This window comes from Pseudomonas sp. St386 (genome assembly GCF_018325865.1).
GTDB classification, from domain to species: Bacteria; Pseudomonadota; Gammaproteobacteria; order Pseudomonadales; family Pseudomonadaceae; genus Aquipseudomonas; species Aquipseudomonas brassicacearum.
The window spans coordinates 6,601,141-6,620,776 of sequence record NZ_AP021900.1 but is presented as its reverse complement, the minus strand read 5'-3'; the positions used below and the strand labels follow the sequence as shown (position 1 = coordinate 6,620,776).

The window sequence follows — 19,636 nt, the reverse complement described above, 5'->3', positions numbered from 1 at the left end:
GGGAGCAAGGCTTGCCCGCGATAGCGTTGTCAGTCGTGGTGAATTCTTTTAAACCAACTCTTTCAACCGATGCCACAACATCCCCAGCGCCAACAGCGGCGAGCGCAGGTGCTTGCCGCCAGGGAAGGTCATGTGCGGGACCTGGGCGAACAGATCGAAGCCGCTGCTGTGCTGCCCGCTGATGGCTTCTGCCAACAATTTGCCAGCCAGGTGCGTGGCATTCACCCCATGGCCGGAATAGGCCTGGGCGTAATACACATTAGGCTGATCCTTGAGCCGGCCGATCTGCGGTAAACGGTTGGCGCCGATGCCAATCATCCCGCCCCATTGATAATCGATTTTCACATCTGCCAGTTGCGGGAAGACCTTGAGCATCTTTGGGCGCATGTAGGCGCCGATGTCCTGTGGGTCGCGGCCGGAATAGTGACAGGCCCCGCCAAACAGCAAGCGTCGATCCGCCGAAAGCCGGTAGTAATCCAGCGCCACACGTTGATCGCAGACCGCCATGTTCTGTGGCAACAACGCCTGCGCCTGGGCCTGGCTCAAGGGTTCGGTGGCGATGATGTAGCTGCCGGCGGGCAGCACTTTGCCGCCCAGTTGCGGATTGAGTCCATTGAGGTAAGCGTTGCAGCCCAGCACCAGCGTCTTGGCGCGGACCGAGCCCTGTTGGGTGTGCACCTTCACTTCAGGGCCGTAGTCGATACGTGTGACCGCTGATTGCTCGAACTGCCTGACCCCCAGCTGTTGCGCGGCGGCGGCTTCGCCCAGGGCCAGATTCAGCGGATGCAGATGCCCCGAGCCCATGTCGATCAACCCACCGACGTAGCGATCCGAACCCACGACGCTGTGCATTTCGTTGGCTTGCAGCAGTCGGGTCGGATGGCGATAACCCAGGCTGCGCAGTTCTTCGGCGTCTTCGGCGAAGCCTTCCAGGTCGCTGGGCTTGTTGGCGAGGTCGCAATAGCCCCAGGTGAGGTCGCACGGGATCTGGAAACGCTCGACGCGCTGTCGGACGATCTCCACGGCCTCAAGGCCCATGAGCTTCATCTGGCGCACGCCCTCGGCGCCGATGATCGGCGCAAACTGATCGAGGCCATGGCCGACGCCACGAATCAATTGGCCGCCGTTGCGCCCGCTGGCGCCCCAGCCGATCCGGTGCGCTTCCAGCAGCACCACGCTCATGCCGCGCTCGGCCAGTTCGATCGCCGTGTTCAACCCGGAGAACCCGCCGCCGACCACGCAGACATCCGCCCGCAATTCACCCTGCAGCAGCGGATGGTCCGGTTGCGGCAGGCTGCTGGCGGCGTAATAAGAGGCGGCGTGCGCGTGGCTCGGGACAGGTTGCTGAACACGGGCGTTCATGTGCGTAATCCTGATTTTTGTGTTTGAGAAATTTTACGGAGCATAAGCTGGCGATTCCTTACTGGGCAACACCGGTCGGCTGGCGCTGTCTGGTGCGCGACTTTTAAGGCAGAATCCTGGACCATCTCCCTCGGTAATCGCCTCAATGAGCTGCAACAGTCAAAAAATCCGCACGCTACGCCAGCAGATTCCCTCGTTCGAGTGCGTACCGGGCTGCCATGACTGCTGTGGTCCGGTAACCACCTCGCCGGAGGAAATGGCCCGTTTGCCCCGCAAGACCCGGGCCGAACAGGACGCGGCCATGGAAGCGCTCGACTGCGTGCACCTGGGGCCCAACGGTTGCACCGTCTACGACGAGCGCCCGCTGATCTGCCGGCTGTTCGGCACCACGGCGACCCTGCCGTGTCCCAATGGACGGCGGCCGGTGGAATTGATCCATCCGCGGGTCGAGAAGCAGATTCATGAATACATGGCCAGCACTCGTCAGGTGTTGGTCTAGCGGTCTGAAATACCGAGTCGCAGCTTTCGCGAGCCTGCTCGCGAAAGCGGCCGTCCAGACGACCCTTGCCTTGGAAACCGTCATCAATCCGGAATCGGCAGGTTCAAGCTCTCCTTCACCTCTTCCATCACGATGTAGCTCTTGGATTCGCGCACATGGGGCAGCTTGAGCAGGATGTCCCCCAGCAGCTTGCGGTACGAAGCCATCTCGGAAATCCGTGCTTTCACCAGATAGTCGAAGTCCCCTGACACCAGGTGACATTCCAGCACGTGAGGCAGTTTCAGCACGGCGCGTCGGAACTCTTCGAACGTGTCGCCGGACTTGTAGTCGAGGCTGATCTCGACAAACACCAGCAGGCTACCCTTCAAGTGCTGCGGATTGAGCCGGGCGTTGTAGCCCATGATGATGCCCTCGCGCTCCAGGCGCCGTACCCGCTCGGTGCAGGGCGTGGTGGAGAGGCCGACCTTTTCCCCCAGCTCAGTGAAGGAGATGCGCCCGTCCGCCTGGAGAATGCGCAGGATATTGCGGTCGATCTTGTCCAGCTCACGTTTGGTCTGGGTGTTGGTACGCACAGGTGATGCGCCTCCGTGAAAAGGGTTTTTGCCGAGAATTCTCGCCAAATATAGGCGTTTATATAGTGAAAAGCACTGGCTAATCTTTTTTACACTGCGACCATCAAAGCTATGTACAACAAACGTCAGCGGTTATCCGCGATGAGGGCATCAACATGCGCGTTCTGGTCTTGGGTAGCGGCGTCATCGGCACCGTCAGTGCTTATTATCTGGCCCGTGCCGGGTTTGAAGTGGTGGTGGTCGACCGTCAGCCGGCGCCTGCCATGGAAACCAGTTTCGCCAACGCCGGCCAGGTGTCGCCGGGTTATGCCTCGCCGTGGGCCGCGCCGGGCGTACCGCTCAAGGCCATCAAGTGGCTGCTGCAGCGCCACGCGCCGCTGGCGATCAAGGCCACTGCCGATATTGACCAATACCTGTGGATGGCACAGATGCTGCGCAACTGCACCGCCAGCCGCTATGCCATCAACAAGGAACGCATGGTGCGCCTGTCCGAGTACAGCCGTGACTGCCTCGACGAGCTGCGCGCCGAAACCGGCATTGCCTACGAGGGCCGTAGCCTGGGGACCACCCAGCTGTTCCGCACCCAGGCCCAGCTCGATGGCGCGGCAAAAGACATCGCCGTGCTGAAAGAGTCGGGTGTGCCGTTCGAAGTACTCGACCGCGCGGGCATTGCCCGGGTTGAACCGGCCCTGGCGAATGTCACCGATATTCTGGCCGGCGCCTTGCGCCTACCGAACGACCAGACCGGCGACTGCCAGATGTTTACCACGCGCCTGGCGGAAATGGCCGAGAAGCTCGGTGTGCAATTCCGCTTCGGCCAGGATATCCAGCGCCTGGACTTCGCCGGTGATCGCATCAACGGTGTCTGGATCGACGGCAAGCTGGAAACCGCCGACCGCTACGTCCTCGCCCTGGGCAGCTATTCACCGCAACTGCTCAAGCCTCTCGGGATCCGTGCTCCGGTGTATCCGCTCAAGGGCTACTCCCTGACCGTGCCGATCACCAATCCGGCGATGGCGCCGACTTCGACCATTCTCGACGAAACCTACAAGGTCGCGATCACCCGGTTCGACAACCGCATTCGCGTGGGCGGCATGGCGGAAATCGCCGGTTTTGACCTGTCCCTCAACCCACGCCGGCGCGAAACCCTGGAGATGATCGTCAACGACCTTTATCCTCAGGGCGGCGACCTGGCCCAGGCCAGTTTCTGGACCGGCTTGCGCCCGACTACCCCGGATGGCACACCAATCGTGGGGGCCACGCCCTTCAAGAATCTGTTCCTGAACACCGGCCATGGCACCCTCGGATGGACCATGGCCTGCGGTTCCGGTCGCCTGTTGGCCGACCTGATGGCGAAGAAAAAGCCGCAGATCAGCGCCGAAGGCCTCGATATTTCCCGTTATGGCAGCAAACACCAGGAGTCTGCAAAACATGTCAATCCAGCGCCAGCTCACCAATGACCGCATGAGCCAGGTTGTCGTGCACAACGGCACCGTTTACCTGGCCGGACAGGTCGGCGACGACATGAACGCCGGTATTGAACAGCAGACCCGCGAAAGCCTGGCCAATATCGAGCGCTTGCTGGACCTGGCCGGAACCGACAAGAATCGTTTGTTATCGGTGACGATCTACTTGAAGGACATCGAGGCCCACTTCGAAGGCATGAACGCCGTCTGGGACAAATGGTTGCCCAAGGGTGTCGCCCCGGCCCGTGCCACGGTGGAAGCCAAGCTGTGCGAACCGGAGATTCTGGTGGAGCTGTCCGTCGTGGCCGCGTTGCCTTAAATACCGGCCCAAACGATCCCTCTCCCGGTGCTGTTGGTGGTTCATGCTGTCAGCCAGCACCGGTTTTTTATTCATGACCGCCTAGAAGCCTGCCGCCATGCGTCCTGCCCGTGCCCTGATCGATCTCCAAGCCCTGCGTCACAACTACCAATTGGCCCGCGAAATCACGGGGGCCAAGGCCCTTGCGGTGATCAAGGCCGATGCCTACGGGCACGGCGCGGTGCGTTGCGCCGAGGCGCTGCAGGACACGGCGGACGGGTTCGCCGTGGCCTGCATCGAAGAAGCCCTGGAACTGCGGGCTGGTGGGATCCGAGGGCCGATCCTGCTGCTGGAGGGTTTTTTCGAGGCCAGTGAGTTGCCGTTGATCGTCGAGCACGATTTCTGGTGCGTGGTGCATTCGTTGTGGCAGCTCGAAGCGATTGAAAAAGCCGCATTGAGCCAGCCGATCACGGTCTGGCTCAAGCTCGATTCCGGTATGCACCGGGTCGGCCTGCATCCGGCGGATTACCAGGCGGCCTACCGTCGCCTGCTCGCCAGCGGCAAGGTGGCGAAGATTGTCTTGATGAGCCACTTCGCCCGTGCCGATGAACTGCACGATCCCAGCAGCACTGAGCAACTGGCGATATTCGACAAGGCCCGCCAGGGCCTGGTGGCGCAGATCAGCCTGCGCAACTCACCGGCCGTGCTGGGTTGGCCGCAGATACCCAGCGACTGGGTGCGCCCGGGCATCATGCTCTACGGGGCCACGCCCTTTGATGAGCCCAACGCCGTCGCCTCGCGCCTGCAACCGGTGATGACCCTGGAGTCGAAGATCATCTGCGTGCGTGAATTACCCGCTGGCGAACCGGTGGGCTACGGTGCCCGTTTTGTGACCACGCAACCGACCCGGGTCGGCGTGGTCGCCATGGGGTATGCCGACGGCTACCCACGCCAGGCGCCCACCGGTACACCGGTGCTGGTGGATGGGCAGCGCAGCCAACTGGTCGGACGGGTGTCGATGGACATGCTGTGTGTCGACTTGACCAATGTCCCCCAGGCCGGGCTCGGCTCGACCGTGGAGTTGTGGGGCAAGAACATCCTTGCCAGCGACGTTGCCAAGGCCGCCGACACGATCCCTTATCAGATTTTCTGCAACCTGCGGCGGGTGCCACGGCTCTATTCCGGGCATTGACGCGCGGCGTCAGCTACCGAAAGTCGCTTCACCGAACAGGATTCGGGTCAAAGTGTTGTAAATACTGAACGCTGTCGCCATGATAACGCTCACTTTCCTCACAACCTGATTCCCTGGAGGCTCCAGCATTGGACGTCGGTGAACGACTGCAATCCATTCGTAAACTCAAAGGCCTTTCCCAGCGTGAGCTCGCCAAGCGCGCGGGTGTCACCAACAGCACTATTTCGATGATCGAGAAGAACAGCGTCAGCCCCTCGATCAGCTCGCTGCGTAAGGTCCTTGGCGGGATTCCCATGTCCATGGTCGAGTTTTTCTCCGAAGAAATCCTTCAGGAGAAACCGACTCAGATCGTCTATAAAGCCAACGAACTGATCGACATCTCCGACGGCGCCGTGACCATGAAGCTGGTGGGCAGGGCACACCCGAGCCGGGCGATTGCCTTCCTCAACGAAATCTATCCGCCTGGCGCCGACACCGGTGAAGAGATGCTCACCCATGAGGGCGAGGAAACCGGGATCCTGGTGGAAGGGCGGCTGGAACTGGTGGTCGGTGTCGAAACCTTCGTGCTCGAAGCCGGCGACAGCTACTATTTCGAAAGCACCAAGCCCCACCGTTTCCGTAATCCGTTCGACGTGCCGGCGCGACTGATCAGCGCAGCCACACCGGCCAATTTCTAGAAAAAGCGGCGCCGGCCCCGCACGGCAAAGGCGCCCAGGGAACGAGTCGTCACTGCAAACAAGACCCTTGCGACTTTGGGGTTGTTTCAGTGTGACGGGCTTACCGCTATACTTGCGCCCGCCTGCAAACCGTGGCCGCAGGCGTGACTAGCCACCATTGAGGGTGTACGCGTGAACCTAATTATGAAAATGCTGGCTGCACCAGCAACCGTATTGGCCCTATGGGCAGTCAGTGCCCAAGCGGCGACCACCGACGAAATCGCCAAGCGCCTCGAACCCGTTGGCCAGGTCTGCGTCCAGGGGAAAGAATGCAAAGGCATGGAAGTTGCCACTGCCGCTGGCGGCGCGGGTGGTGCCAAGAAGCCGGCTGACGTGATTGCAAAGCATTGCAACGCTTGCCACGGTACAGGCCTGCTGGGTGCGCCGAAAATCGGTGACAAGGCGGCTTGGAAAGAGCGCGCCGATCACCAGGGCGGCCTCGACGGCATCCTGGCCAAGGCTATTACCGGCATCAATTCCATGCCGCCTAAAGGTACTTGCGCCGATTGCTCGGATGACGACCTCAAGGGCGCCATCAAAGAGATGTCCGGCCTGTAATACGCCGATATCTTGCGCAAAAAAGCCGCTTACGAGCGGCTTTTTTGTGCCTGGGGTTTTTCCAGGGCTGTTCATCGCAACCAAGACGCGGCAAGCTCGGTCCAACCCACATTCATGGAATGTCCAGGAGGGTCCGATGGTGCAGTTGTGTTCAATCGAACAGGCGGTGGATGACGTGCTCGAGCGCCTGCCCGCGCATATTCACCTTGGCATGCCCCTGGGGCTGGGCAAACCCAACCTGTTCGCCAACGCGCTGTACCGGCGCATTGCACAACTGCCCGAGCGACAGTTGACCATCTACACGGCCTTGAGCCTGGGCCGACCTAAACTGGGCGATGGTCTGCAGAAGCGCTTCCTCGAGCCCTTTGTCGAACGGGTCTTCGGCGACTATCCCGAACTGGATTACCTGGCCGACCTGCATCAGGACAGCCTGCCGCCCAACATTCGGGTCGAGCAGTTCTTCATGCAGCCCGGCAGCCTGTTGCACAGTGCCTCGGCCCAGCAGAACTATGTCAGCAGCAACTACAGCCATGCCGCCCGGGACATCAACGCCGCCGGCTTGAACCTGGTGGCGCAACTGGTGGCGAGCGATCCTGAGCATCCGGATCGCCTGAGCCTGAGCTGCAACCCGGACATCACCCTCGACCTGCTGCCGATGATCGCCAAGCGGCGGGCGGCCGGGGAGACCATCCTCCTGGTCGGCCAGGTGCACAACGATTTGCCCTACATGCCCGGCGACGCGGAAGTCGGCATCGACGCTTTCGACCTGTTGATCGACGAGAAGGACAGCCACACGTTGTTTTCCACGCCGAACATGCCGGTGGGCTTCCAGGATCATCTGATCGGCCTGCACGCCAGTACCCTGGTGCGCGACGGCGGGACGCTGCAGATCGGCATCGGCGCCATGGGCGATGCGCTGACGGCGGCGCTGCTCGCACGCCAGGCCGATAACGCCGGTTACCAGGCGTTGCTGACGGACCTGAACCTTAGCCAGTGGGCGCAACTGATCGAGCGTGAAGGTGGGCTCGAGCCGTTTGCCAAAGGGCTGTACGGTTGCAGTGAGATGTTCGTCAACGGTTTGCTGGTGCTGGCCGAGGCCGGAATCATCCGGCGCAAGGTCTACCCCGACGTTCCGACCCAGGAGCGGGCCAACGCCGGCACCCTCGATGAGGCGGCGCAACCCGACGGCATCTGCATACACGGCGGATTCTTCCTCGGGCCGCGCAGTTTTTATGAGCGCCTGCGCGAGTTGCCGCAAAGCCGCCTTCTCGAATTCAACATGACGCGCATCAGTTACATCAACGAGCTGTACGGCCAGGAACAGCTCAAGCGCCTGCAGCGCCTCGACGCCCGCTTCATCAACACGGTCTTCACCATGACCCTGATGGGGGCCGGGGTGGCCGATCAACTGGAAGACGGGCGGGTGCTCAGCGGCGTGGGCGGGCAGTACAACTTCGTTGCCCAGGGCCATGCGCTGGAGGGCGGGCGTTCGATCCTGCTGCTGCGCAGTTGGCGTGAGGCCGGGGGCGAGATCAGCTCGAATATCGTCTGGGAGTACGGCCATTGCACGATTCCCCGGCACTTGCGCGACATCGTGGTGACCGAGTACGGCATTGCCGACCTGCGAGGCAAGACCGACGCCGCGGTGATCGAGGCGTTGTTGAACATCAGCGATTCACGCTTCCAGCCCGGGTTGATCGAGCAGGCGCAAACCGCCGGCAAATTGCCGAAGGATTTCCGCCTCGATCCGCGCTTCGCCGACAACACATCGGAACGCTTGCAGGCGATCCAGGCACGCCATCCGAACCTGTTTCCCGAATACCCCCTGGGGTGTGATTTCGATGAGGTCGAGCGGGACCTGTTGCGGGCGCTGAACTGGCTCAAGAGCAAGTTCAAACTCACCGAGATCCTGGAATTGGGCAAGGCCGCGCTCGATGCGCCGGAGCCATGGGAGTTTGCCGGGCATCTGGAGCGGATGCAGCTGGCCAGCCCTGAAGGGCTGAAGGATGAGTTGTTTCAACGGTTGTTGCTGGCGGGGCTCAAGGCGACTGCGCCTTGGCGACCCACCTGAAACCCCTGTGGGAGCGAGCTTGCTCGCGATAGCGGTGAATCTGGTACACAAAATGTGTCTGACAGACCGCTATCGCGAGCAAGCTCGCTCCCACAGGAGGCACAGGGTCAGTCGATAAAGGTCACGACCCCACCGGCCAACGACTTCACCCGCGCCAGGGATTCAACCCGATAGCCCTGGGCATCCAGTTCCGCACGACCGCCCTGGAATGACTTCTCGATCACGATCCCCAGCCCGGCGACGGTGGCGCCGGCCTGCTTGATGATAGAGATCAGCGCCTGGGAGGCTTTGCCGTTGGCCAGGAAGTCATCGATGATCAGCACTCGGTCGCTGCTGGTCAGGTGACGCGGGCTGATGGCGACGGTACTTTCGGTTTTCTTGGTGAACGAATACACGGTGGCCGACAGCAGGTTTTCCGTCAGGGTCAGGGACTGTTGCTTGCGGGCGAAGATCACCGGTACGCCCAGGTTCAGCCCGGTCATGATTGCCGGGGCAATCCCTGAGGCTTCGATGGTAACGATCTTGGTGATGCCCGAGTCCTTGAACAGCGCGGCAAATTCATCGCCGATCAGCTTCATCAACTGCGGGTCGATCTGATGGTTCAGGAACGCGTCGACTTTCAGGACCTGATCGGAAAGCACGATACCTTGCTCGCGAATTTTCTGGTGCAGGGCTTCCATGAAGCCTCCTCTGGTGACGCCTTCAGCGTCTGGATTGGGTAAACAACCTGGTGAAAAAAAGTAGTCGATTCTAACGCTTCAACATCGCGCGTATATCGGCCAGGGCACTGTTGCCGCGAACGACTTTGACTTCCGTCGGCGTGTCGTCGTTGCCTTCCCAGGCCAAGTCATCCGGCGGCAGTTCATCGAGAAAGCGGCTGGGGGCACAGTCGATCACTTCGCCGTATTGCTTGCGCTTGGCGGCGAAGGTGAAGGCCAGCGTCTGGCGGGCCCGGGTAATCCCGACATAGGCCAGGCGCCGTTCTTCCTCGATGGTGTCGGCCTCGATGCTGGAGCGGTGCGGCAGGATTTCTTCTTCCATGCCCATGATGAATACGTAGGGGAATTCCAGGCCCTTGGAGGCGTGCAGCGTCATCATCTGCACACCTTCGGCACCGTCTTCCTCTTCCTGCTGGCGCTCGAGCATGTCGCGCAGCACGAGTTTGCCGATGGCGTCCTCGACCGTCATGTCGCCGTCTTCGTCTTTTTCCAGAGTGTTCTTCAACGCCTCGATCAGGAACCAGACGTTGCTCATGCGGTAGTCGGCAGCCTTGTCGCTGGAGCTGTTGGTGCGCAGCCAGTTCTCGTAGTCGATGTCCATCACCATGCTGCGCAGCGCCGAAATCGGATCTTCCCCGGCGCACTGTTCGCGAACCTTGTCCATGAAACGCTTGAAGCGCGCCAGGCGGTCGGTGAAGCGGCTGTCCAGATGTTCGCCCAGGCCGATTTCGTCGGTGGCGGCGTACATCGAGATCTTGCGTTCGGTGGCGTAGTTGCCGAGTTTTTCCAGGGTGGTCGAACCGATTTCCCGGCGCGGCACGTTGATCACCCGCAGGAAGGCGTTGTCGTCGTCCGGGTTCACGATCAGGCGGAAGTAGGCCATCAGGTCCTTCACTTCCTGGCGTCCGAAAAAGCTGTTGCCCCCCGACAGGCGATAAGGGATCTGGTGATGCTGCAGTTTCAGCTCGATCAGCTTGGCCTGGTAGTTGCCGCGGTACAGGATCGCAAAATCACTGTATGGCCGGTCGGTGCGCAGGTGCAGGCTGAGGATTTCCATGGCGACGCGTTCGGCTTCGGCGTCTTCGTTGCGGCAACGGATCACGCGGATCTCGTCGCCGTGGCCCATCTCGCTCCACAGTTGTTTCTCGAACTCGTGGGGGTTGTTGGAAATCAGCACGTTGGCACAGCGCAGGATGCGGCTGGTGGAGCGGTAGTTCTGCTCCAGCATCACCACTTTGAGCGACGGATAGTCTTCCTTGAGCAACATCAGGTTTTCCGGCCGCGCGCCGCGCCAGGCATAGATCGACTGATCGTCGTCGCCTACCACGGTGAACTGGTTGCGCGTACCGATCAGCAGCTTCACCAGCAAGTACTGGCTGGCGTTGGTGTCCTGGTATTCGTCCACGAGCAGGTAGCGGACCTTGTTCTGCCATTTTTCGAGAATGTCGGCGTGGTCCTGGAACAGTTTGACCGGCAACAGGATCAGGTCGTCGAAGTCCACCGCGTTGAACGCCTTGAGCGTGCGCTGGTAGTGGGTGTAGACGATGGCGGCGGTCTGTTCCTTGGGGTTGCGGGCGTTTTCCAGAGCCTCGGGCGGCAGGATCAGGTCGTTTTTCCAGGCGCCGATCATGTTCTTGATCTCATCCACGCCGTCGTCGCCCGAGTATTCCTTCTGCATGATGTCGGTCATCAGGGCCTTGACGTCGGTCTCGTCAAAAATCGAGAAGCCCGGTTTATAGCCCAGCCGCGCGTGTTCCTTGCGGATGATGTTCAGGCCCAGGTTGTGGAAGGTGCAGACCGTCAGGCCGCGGCCTTCGCCAGCGCGCAGCAGGCCGCCGACCCGTTCCTTCATTTCCCGGGCGGCTTTGTTGGTGAAGGTCATGGCGACGATGTACTGGGCGCGGATGCCACAATTCTGGATCAGGTGCGCGATCTTTCGGGTGATTACGCTGGTCTTGCCGGAGCCTGCACCGGCGAGCACCAAAAGAGGGCCGCCGACATAGTTCACGGCTTCTTGCTGCCGGGGATTGAGTCGGGACATGACAGAGTCAGGGAGTCGTTTGCGAAATGGGCCGGCATTTTAACAGGCTCAGAGAATTGTGCTGCTCTGTCCGACTTGTGACGCACAGCGCATTGTCATTTGCCGCTTCTGCTACTTTCACGCAGGATGTGGGGCCAATTGCGTCCAGCGCAGGATTTGAGGGGAAAAAAACCACCAAAACCGCGTGTTTGAGAACCATTGGCATTGGTCATTGCCCATCGGCGCGTCATAATGCCCGGCGCCTACCACCTTGCAGAGTCTAGGGAGTCAGCTTGTCAACGCCTGTCGAACCCTTGCGTTTGCTGTTATTGGCCCAAGAGCCTGCGTGGTCAGCAATATTGCGCGAGTGCCTGGCGCCCTTGGGGCCCTCGGTCGTGTTGATCAGCGCCCCGAACTGGGAGTCAGTCAGCAGCCTGTTCGAAGATAATCGCAACGCGGTGTTGCTGACCGTTGCGGCATTGCAGCCGGCGCCGGGCCGTTGCAGCCTGCCGACGATCCTGTTGCTTGAGCACGAGCCGGCGGTTGCCCCCGACGGTGTCAGCGACTGGTTGGTGCGCGATGTCCTCGACAGCGCGACCCTGCGTCGTTGCCTGCGCCATGTGCGCGAACGCGGCGTGCTGGAAAACACCTTGCAGCGCCTCGCCGAACAGGACCCATTGACGGGCATCGCCAATCGCCAGGGTTTCCAGACGCTGCTGGCGGCGCGCCTGGCGGAAAACGACGGCCGTGGCCTGGCGCTCGGTCACCTGGACCTGGACAACTTTCGTCACGCCAACGACGCCCTCGGCCACCAGGCCGGTGACCGCTTGATCCTGCAAGTGGTGTCGCGGCTCAAGGGCTCGCTCGAGGCCGGCGATCAATTGGCGCGGTTGGGCAGTGATGAATTCGCCCTGCTGATCGACACCCGCCGCGCACCACAGCGGGCCGAGTGGATGGCCGAGCGTATTACCGAAGCCTTGGCCGAACCCTATTGGGTGGATGGTGAAAGCCTGCTGATCGGCTGCAGCCTGGGCGTTGCCCACGCTCGCGCCCAGGCCGGTGCCGATCCGCTGATGTGGCACGCCCACATCGCCATGCAGCAGGCCAAGAGCACCCAGGGCTGCACCTTTCATATCTTCAACGAGCGCATCAATCGCAATGCCCGCAGCCTCGCCGACCTGGAAAGCGAACTGCGCCGGGCACTGCGCCGTGACGAGCTGGAACTGCATTACCAGCCACGGCTGAACCTCGATGGCGGCCACATTGTCGGCCTCGAAGCGCTGGTACGCTGGCGTCACGGCGAACGTGGCTTGCTGCCACCGAGTGAGTTCGTGCCGCTGGCCGAACAGAGCGGCCTGATCGTGCCGCTGGGCTATTGGGTGATTTCCCGGGCGCTGCGGGACATGCAGGCCCTGCGCGAGCGGGGGCTGGCGCCGTTGCACATGGCGGTCAACCTGTCGTTCCGACAGTTCCAGGACAGCCAGTTGCTGCCGACCTTGAGCCGGCTGATTGCCGAGCGGGGTGTCGAGGCGCAATGGCTGGAGTTCGAACTCACCGAAACTGCCGTCATGCGCCGCAGCGAGCTGGTCAAGCAGACCATGGATGCCCTGGGCCGCCTGGGAGTGCGCTTCTCCCTGGACGACTTCGGCACCGGCTTCTCCTCGTTCGTGCACCTCAACAGCCTGCCGATCGCCTTGCTCAAGATCGACAAGAGCTTCGTCGGTGGCATGGAGCAGCGCGAAGAGAACCGCAAACTGGTGCACGCGATGATCAACCTGGCGCACAACCTCAACCTGGAAGTGGTGGCCGAAGGTGTGGAAACCCAGGAGCAACTGGACCTGCTACGCGGCTTCGGTTGCGATCAGGTGCAGGGTTTCCTGATCAGCAAGCCGTTGCCGTTGCCGGAGTTGGTTGAGTACTTGACCTTCGAAGGTGATCAGCAATCGATGCTGGAAATCAGCTGACACAAAATCCTGTGGGAGCGAGCTTGCTCGCGATGGCGATCGGTCTGTCCCATTTATTTTGACGGACACACCGCTATCGTGAGCAAGCTCGCTCCCACAGGGGGATACATCTCAATCGGCCTGGATGGCCTCGAAACGCCGCCGCCCGGGCTCACTGCGAATCATCCGCTTCATCTTCCATTCAAACGCCGCAGTCAGGCTCACGGCCGCGCAGGCCAGCCCCAGGGCCAGGCCCCACCAGACGCCAGTCGGCCCCCAGTTCAGGTGAAACGCCATCCACCACGCCGCCGGCGCGCCGATCAGCCAATAGCAACCCAGGCCCACCAGGAAGGTGGTCTTGGCGTCCTTGAGCCCGCGAATGCAGCCCATGGCGATGGTTTGTGTGCCATCGAACAGCTCGAACCACGCCGCCACGGCCAGCAGGCTCACCGCCAGGTTGATCACCTCGCGGAACGCCGGGTCGTCGTGGTCCAGGAACAAGCCGATCAATTGATGGGGCAGCAGCCAGAACACCATGGCGAACGCCAGCATGGCAGCCGCGCCAAAGCCAATCCCGACCCGACCGGCCAGGCGTGCCATCAGCAGTTGCCCGGCACCGTAGTGCTGGCCGATGCGCATGGTGATGGCGTAGGACATCCCGGCCGGCACCATGAACGCCACCGAGACGATTTGCAGCGCGATCTGGTGGGCTGCCAACGGCGTGCTGCCCATGGTGCCCATGCACAGCGCGGCGAACGCAAACAGCCCGACCTCCACCGCGTAGGTGCCTCCAATCGGCAGGCCCAGGCGCCACAGTTCCTTGAGGTATTGGCGATTGGGCCGCGACAGGCCATCGAGCAATGGGTAGGCACGGTAGGCCGGGTGCCGATGGATATGCCAGGCCAGTGCCAGGGCCATGCAGTTGGCGACGATGGCCGTGACCAGGCCGATCCCCATCAAGCCGAGTTTCGGCAGGCCGAACATACCGGTGATGAGCGCGTAGTTGAGCAGGAAGTTGGCCACGGTGCCGCCAAGGCTGATCACCATGACCGGTGTGGCCCGGCCGATGGCGCTGGTGAAGCCGCGCAGGGCCATGAAGCTCAAGTAGCCAGGCAGGGCGAACGGCAGCGCCAGCAGGAACTGTCCGGCGGACAGCACGTTGGTTTCGGTCTGGCCGAACATCAGCAGCACTGGCTTGAGGTTCCACAACAGTAACCCGGCCATAAGCGCCATCAGCCAGGCCAGCCATAACCCGGCCTGAGTCAGCCGGGTGGCGCCTTCGACATCGCCTGCGCCCTGGCGGATCGCGACCAGGGTGCCCACCGCGGCGATCACGCCAATGCAGAAGATCGACACGAACGAATAGGTGGCCGCCCCGAGCCCGCCGCCGGCCAGGGCTTCGGGGCTCAGGCGCGCCATCATCACGGTGTCGGTGAGCACCATCAGCATGTGCGCCAACTGCGAGGCAATCAACGGCCCCGCCAGCCGCAGGATGGCCCAGAGTTCGGTACGCACTGGATGCTGCATGATCATCACGCTCCATGTTCAAACAAGGCAGTAAAGCAACGATTCTCGGCGCTCTCGGCGGATTGCACAAAGGGATAAAAAAGATCGCTGGCATGATTAAAACTCATGCTGGAGGCGTTTCTGGTAGGGTTTGCAAACAACGCCATGGAGCTTTTGCGATGTCTCGTCGTCTTCCTCCTCTTTATGCGCTGCGGGCATTCGAAGCCGCGGCGCGCTACAGCTCGTTCACCCGCGCCGCTGAAGAGCTGTCGATCACCCAGAGCGCCGTCAGCCGGCACATTCGCACGCTGGAAGATCACTTTGCCTGTCGGCTGTTCCTGCGCAGCGGCCGCAACCTGCAATTGACCGAGGCGGCGCGGTTGCTGTTGCCGGGCGTACGTGAGGGCTTCATGGCGCTGGAGCGGGCCTGTCACACTTTGCATGGCGAGGATGGCATCCTGCGCATGAAGGCGCCTTCCACGCTGACCATGCGCTGGTTGTTGGCGCGCTTGAGTCGCTTCCGGCACTTGCAGCCTGGCAACGAGGTACAACTGACCAGTGCCTGGATGGACATCGATTCAGTGGACTTCAACGTCGAGCCCTTCGATTGCGCCGTATTGCTGGGCAACGGGCATTTTCCGGCGGATTGGGAAGCCAGTTTGCTGTTTCCCGAGGAATTGATCCCGGTGGGCGCGCCGAACCTGTTGAACGACCAGCCCTGGGATGTGGCGCGGTTGGCCAGCGCTGAACTGCTGCACCCCACGCCCGATCGCCGGGACTGGCGCAATTGGCTGCAACGCATGGGCCTGTCCGACAAGGTCTCGCTCAAGGGGGGCAGGTGTTCGATACCCTGGAGCTGGGCATGATCGCGGCCGCACGTGGCTATGGGGTCTCCATGGGTGATCTGTTGATGGTGGCCGAGGATGTCGCCCAGGGACGCCTGAGCCTGCCATGGCCGACGGCTGTCGCCAGCGGTGAACACTATTATCTGGTCTGGCCGAAAACCCGACCGGGAGGTGAACGTTTGCGCCGGCTTAGCGACTTTCTCCAGGGTGAGGTGAAGGCCATGCAATTACCCGACGTGCAGCGTTTGGGCTGAAACGTTGCAGTTGGTGTGCTAGCCACTTGGCATTAATCCTTGCGAACCGCTCAAGTATTTGGCTTTGCCGCCGAATTTGTGAGGATGGAACCTTCGTTCAGAAAGGTCAACTTACACCTCACCCGAATAGAATGCCGAGCGTGCGAGCGTGATCAGGATGATCCGGTCTCTCGGCCAGGAGCCGTCATGTCTCAACCCCGTGCCCGGATCGCCTCACAGCTAGGCCTTGCCCTCGCTGTGATATTGGCGGTCGTGATCTCCGGCAGTACCGTCTTTGCCCTGCGTTCGCTGGATGCTGCCAACCTCGCCACCCGTGAAGAACACCTGGCCAGCGAAGCGCGCCTGATGGCCGATCAGCTCAATACCTTTCACAGCACCCTGCGCGAGAGCACCCAGCGGTTGGCCGGTCTGTTCGAAAAACGCTTCAGCGCGGGCCTGAGCGTGCATCCGGACCAGCCAGTGACGGTGGCGGGCGTACAAACCCCAGGCTTGAGCCTGGGCAGCGAAGTGTTGAACAACAACTTCAAGGAAGTGGATGACTTCAAAACGATGACCGCCGGGGTTGCCACGGTTTTCGTGCGCAGTGGCGACGACTTCATCCGCGTCAGCACGTCATTGACCAAGCAGGACGGTACGCGGGCCATTGGTACCGTGCTCGACCGCGCCGGCCCTGCCTATGGTCCGGTGGTCAGCGGGCAGAGTTACATTGGTCGAGCCTTGCTGTTCGGACGTTACTACATGTCGCAGTACACGCCTGTACGCGACAGCAGCGGCAAGATCATTGCCGTGCTGTACGTAGGCTTCGACTACACCGATGCGCAGAACGCGCAGTTCGAGAACCTCAAACGCTTCCGCATCGGCCAGACCGGTTCCCTGGCGCTGTTGGACGAACAAAACAAGTGGCTGGTGCCACCGGCCGGCGTCCAGGCGCTGGACCAGGCGAGCACGACCATCGTTGGCCTGGTCAAGAAACCGGGCAAGGGCGCGTTCTGGACCGATACCGCCGAAGACTTCTACAGCGTTGCCGTACCGTTCGAAGGTGGGCCGTGGGCGGTGGTGGCGAGCATGCCCAAAACCGAGATTCGCGCCGTGACCTGGAGCGTCGGTACGCAACTGGCCATTGGCAGCCTGCTGGCGATGTTGTTGGCGGTCGGCTCGGCGATGTGGTTGCTGCGCAGCAAACTCGCACCGCTCGGCGATCTGGTACGCCAGGCCGAAGCCTTGGGCGCCGGTGACCTGAGCGTGCGCCTGAACGTGTCCAGCCATGATGAGATCGGTCAGTTGGCCCGTGCCTTCAACCAGATGAGCCAGGCCTTGTCGACCATGGTCGAGCACATCCGCAAGGCCTCCCAGGAGGTCAACAGCCGTGCCCAGGCGCTGTCCGGGTTGTCCAGCGGGGCGTATGAAGGCATGGAACAGCAATCCGGCGAAATCACCAGTATGGCCGGCGCAGTGGAAGAGTTCAGCGCAACCTCGTTGAACATTGCCGACAACATGGGCAACACCGAGCGCCTGGCCCAGGAAAACGCCCAGCAAACCCGCATTGGCCGGACCTCGATGGACGAAGCATCGTCATCCCTGGAACAAATTGCCGGTGCGCTGAACAGCACGGCCACGGTCATCAATACCTTGGGCCAGCGTTCCCAGGAAATCGGCGGCATCGTGGGTGTGATCACCTCGATCGCCGAGCAGACCAACCTGCTGGCCTTGAACGCCGCCATCGAAGCTGCCCGCGCAGGCGAGCAGGGCCGTGGTTTCGCCGTGGTGGCCGATGAAGTCCGCAGCCTGGCTTCTCGCACCCGCCAGGCCACTGACGAAATTTCCAGCATGATCAACAGCATCCAGCAGGAAACCGGCAATGCCATCAGCACGATGGAGCAGGGCAACCTGTTGATGCAGGAAGGCCTGTCGCGCAACGCCAACGTGGCCACGGCCCTGGCCCGCATCGACGAGCAAAGCCGCTCGGCCGGTCAGCAATTTGCGGCGATCACCACCGCCACCCAGGAACAAAGCAGCACCGCGACCCTGCTCAGCAGCAACCTGCAAAGCATCGCCATGGCCAACAGCGAACAGCGCCAAGTGGTCTCGAACCTGGCACTCACCGCCAAGGAACTGGAAAAGCTGGCCCAGGACCTGCGCCAAGAGGTTGATCGGTTCCGCTGAGGCGTCCCGTCACGAGCAAGTTCCCCCACACCCCTGTGGAGCGAGCTTGCTCGCGATGACGGCTTCCCGGCCAACATCATCTCAATCTGACCCACCGCTATCGCGAGCAAGCTCGCTCCCGCAAAAGCTACCACCCTGGTGTCGTTTCTTTTTTAGGAATATTGCTGTTTTTAAGCTTGCTGAAACGTTTCTTCAAGTCTATAAAAACCGCACAACTCCAATAAAAGGTCGTGACCATGACTCCGCTCAAACTCCTCATCACCCTTGGCGCCTTGGGCGCTGCCTCCCATGCGATGGCTTGGGACTACGTCCTGCTGGATACGGATAAAGCCGCTCAACCCTGGCAAATCACCAGCCAGCAACTCGGCGTGAAGACCGGCAAACCCTTTTCCGTGACGATGCGCACCCTGCACGGCGGCCGCCAGGAAGGCGTCAGCATCGTCGACATCGACAATGGCACCCTGAAGCTGTCAGTCGTACCGACCCGTGGCATGAACGTGCTGCAGGCTTCGGTCGGGAATGTGCGCATGGGTTGGGATTCGCCCGTCAAGGAGGTGGTCAATCCGGCGTTCATCGAACTCAACGGCCGAGGCGGGCTGGGCTGGCTCGAAGGTTTCAACGAGCTGGTCACCCGTTGCGGCTACGAGTGGGTCGGCCATCCCGGCATGGACAACGGTGAGCTGCTGACCCTGCATGGCCGCGCCGCCAACATTCCAGCCAACAAAGTCACGTTGCACATTGATGAAAAACCGCCTTACGCCATCACCCTGCGCGGCGAGTTGAAGGAGCAGGCGTTCAAGAAGGTCGACTTCTCGGTGCAGACCGAACTGGTCACCGAGCCCGGCAGCGTGACGTTCGCGCTCAGCGACACGCTGACCAACAACGGTGACTATCCGAAGGAGTACCAGGCGCTCTACCACAGCAACTTCAGCACGCCGTTCCTGGAGCAGGGCGCCCGTTTCGTGGCACCGGTCAAGCAGGTCTCGCCGTTCAACGACAAGGCCAAGGGCGATTTGTCCGATTGGCAAACCTACCGGGGTCCCACCAAGGATTACGACGAAACCGTCTACAACGTCGTGCCATACGCCGACGCCAAGGGCGACACACTCACCGTGCTGCACAACAAGGCCGGTAGCCTCGGTGTGTCAGTGGGATTCAACACCAGCACGCTTCCGGTGTTCTCCCTGTGGAAAAACACCGACACCCAAGGCCAGGGCTACGTGACCGGTCTGGAGCCAGGCACCAGTTTTTCCTATAACCGTCGGTATCAGCGCCCCTTGGGTCTGGTCCCCACCATCGCACCGAAAGAACACAAGCAGTTCCAGATCCACTACAGCCTGTTGGCGGACAAGGGCGCTGTGGATAAGGCCCTCAAGCGCATCGATACCATCCAGAACGGTCAGAAAACCGAGGTGCGGGAAACGCCGTTGGTGGACCTGAGCAAACCATAAG

Annotated in this window: 15 protein-coding genes and 1 pseudogene; 11 read left to right on the top strand and 5 right to left on the bottom strand. The window is 61.5% G+C overall.

Annotated features, from left to right (window positions below; translation table 11 throughout):
• Nucleotides 1-48 precede the first annotated feature (48 nt).
• Nucleotides 49-1,362, bottom strand: a complete 1,314-nt coding sequence (locus KI235_RS29485) for an FAD-binding oxidoreductase (RefSeq protein WP_003206851.1) — start codon at nt 1,360-1,362, stop codon at nt 49-51.
• Nucleotides 1,363-1,507: 145 nt separating this feature from the next.
• On the opposite strand from KI235_RS29485, the gene KI235_RS29480 reads away from it, so the two are divergent.
• Complete coding sequence (locus KI235_RS29480) at nt 1,508-1,861, top strand: YkgJ family cysteine cluster protein (RefSeq protein WP_003206850.1); 354 nt, start codon at nt 1,508-1,510, stop codon at nt 1,859-1,861.
• Nucleotides 1,862-1,944: 83 nt separating this feature from the next.
• On the opposite strand, the gene KI235_RS29475 is transcribed toward KI235_RS29480, so the two are convergent.
• The gene (locus KI235_RS29475; protein ID WP_003206849.1) at nt 1,945-2,433 is read right to left on the bottom strand and encodes an Lrp/AsnC ligand binding domain-containing protein; all 489 of its coding nucleotides are present in this window, start codon (nt 2,431-2,433) and stop codon (nt 1,945-1,947) included.
• A gap of 155 nt (nt 2,434-2,588) precedes the next feature.
• Here KI235_RS29475 and dadA point away from each other — a divergent pair, with 155 nt between their 5' ends.
• The 6 genes from dadA (at nt 2,589) to KI235_RS29445 (ending at nt 8,734) form a co-directional block, all read left to right on the top strand.
• Nucleotides 2,589-3,893 carry a D-amino acid dehydrogenase gene (dadA, locus tag KI235_RS29470; protein ID WP_014340848.1) on the top strand — a complete coding sequence of 435 codons (1,305 nt, stop codon included), beginning with the start codon at nt 2,589-2,591 and terminating at the stop codon, nt 3,891-3,893.
• On the top strand, nt 3,865-4,218 hold the full coding sequence (locus tag KI235_RS29465) for a RidA family protein (protein ID WP_003206844.1): 354 nt from the start codon (nt 3,865-3,867) through the stop codon (nt 4,216-4,218). The genes dadA and KI235_RS29465 overlap by 29 nt, the downstream gene beginning before the upstream one ends.
• A 97-nt stretch (nt 4,219-4,315) precedes the next feature.
• Nucleotides 4,316-5,389, top strand: coding sequence for an alanine racemase (alr, locus tag KI235_RS29460; protein WP_003206843.1), 1,074 nt, complete (start codon nt 4,316-4,318; stop codon nt 5,387-5,389).
• A gap of 128 nt (nt 5,390-5,517) precedes the next feature.
• On the top strand, nt 5,518-6,066 hold the full coding sequence (locus KI235_RS29455; RefSeq protein ID WP_003206841.1) for a cupin domain-containing protein: 549 nt from the start codon (nt 5,518-5,520) through the stop codon (nt 6,064-6,066).
• A gap of 183 nt (nt 6,067-6,249) precedes the next feature.
• Complete coding sequence (locus KI235_RS29450; protein WP_003206840.1) at nt 6,250-6,663, top strand: c-type cytochrome; 414 nt, start codon at nt 6,250-6,252, stop codon at nt 6,661-6,663.
• A gap of 136 nt (nt 6,664-6,799) precedes the next feature.
• Complete coding sequence (locus KI235_RS29445; RefSeq protein ID WP_003206838.1) at nt 6,800-8,734, top strand: acetyl-CoA hydrolase/transferase C-terminal domain-containing protein; 1,935 nt, start codon at nt 6,800-6,802, stop codon at nt 8,732-8,734.
• 107 nt (nt 8,735-8,841) lie between these two features.
• Here KI235_RS29445 and KI235_RS29440 read toward each other — a convergent pair whose 3' ends face one another.
• Both KI235_RS29440 and rep read right to left on the bottom strand, forming a co-directional pair.
• Nucleotides 8,842-9,414, bottom strand: a complete 573-nt coding sequence (locus tag KI235_RS29440) for a xanthine phosphoribosyltransferase (protein ID WP_003206836.1) — start codon at nt 9,412-9,414, stop codon at nt 8,842-8,844.
• 70 nt (nt 9,415-9,484) lie between these two features.
• The gene (gene rep, locus KI235_RS29435) at nt 9,485-11,494 is read right to left on the bottom strand and encodes a DNA helicase Rep (protein ID WP_013694550.1); all 2,010 of its coding nucleotides are present in this window, start codon (nt 11,492-11,494) and stop codon (nt 9,485-9,487) included.
• Between the two features lie 272 nt (nt 11,495-11,766).
• Here rep and KI235_RS29430 point away from each other — a divergent pair, with 272 nt between their 5' ends.
• Nucleotides 11,767-13,437: a bifunctional diguanylate cyclase/phosphodiesterase gene (locus tag KI235_RS29430; protein WP_003206833.1), complete on the top strand. Its 1,671-nt coding sequence runs from the start codon at nt 11,767-11,769 to the stop codon at nt 13,435-13,437.
• A gap of 111 nt (nt 13,438-13,548) precedes the next feature.
• On the opposite strand, the gene KI235_RS29425 is transcribed toward KI235_RS29430, so the two are convergent.
• Nucleotides 13,549-14,943, bottom strand: coding sequence for a NorM family multidrug efflux MATE transporter (locus KI235_RS29425; protein WP_038858199.1), 1,395 nt, complete (start codon nt 14,941-14,943; stop codon nt 13,549-13,551).
• A gap of 158 nt (nt 14,944-15,101) precedes the next feature.
• Here KI235_RS29425 and KI235_RS29420 point away from each other — a divergent pair.
• From KI235_RS29420 to KI235_RS29410, 3 genes and pseudogenes are all read left to right on the top strand, one after another.
• A pseudogene (locus KI235_RS29420) lies at nt 15,102-16,021 on the top strand (LysR substrate-binding domain-containing protein).
• A gap of 186 nt (nt 16,022-16,207) precedes the next feature.
• Nucleotides 16,208-18,184: a methyl-accepting chemotaxis protein gene (locus KI235_RS29415; protein WP_027912805.1), complete on the top strand. Its 1,977-nt coding sequence runs from the start codon at nt 16,208-16,210 to the stop codon at nt 18,182-18,184.
• Between the two features lie 236 nt (nt 18,185-18,420).
• Nucleotides 18,421-19,635 carry an aldose 1-epimerase family protein gene (locus KI235_RS29410; RefSeq protein WP_003206824.1) on the top strand — a complete coding sequence of 405 codons (1,215 nt, stop codon included), beginning with the start codon at nt 18,421-18,423 and terminating at the stop codon, nt 19,633-19,635.
• Nucleotide 19,636: the final 1 nt, after the last annotated feature.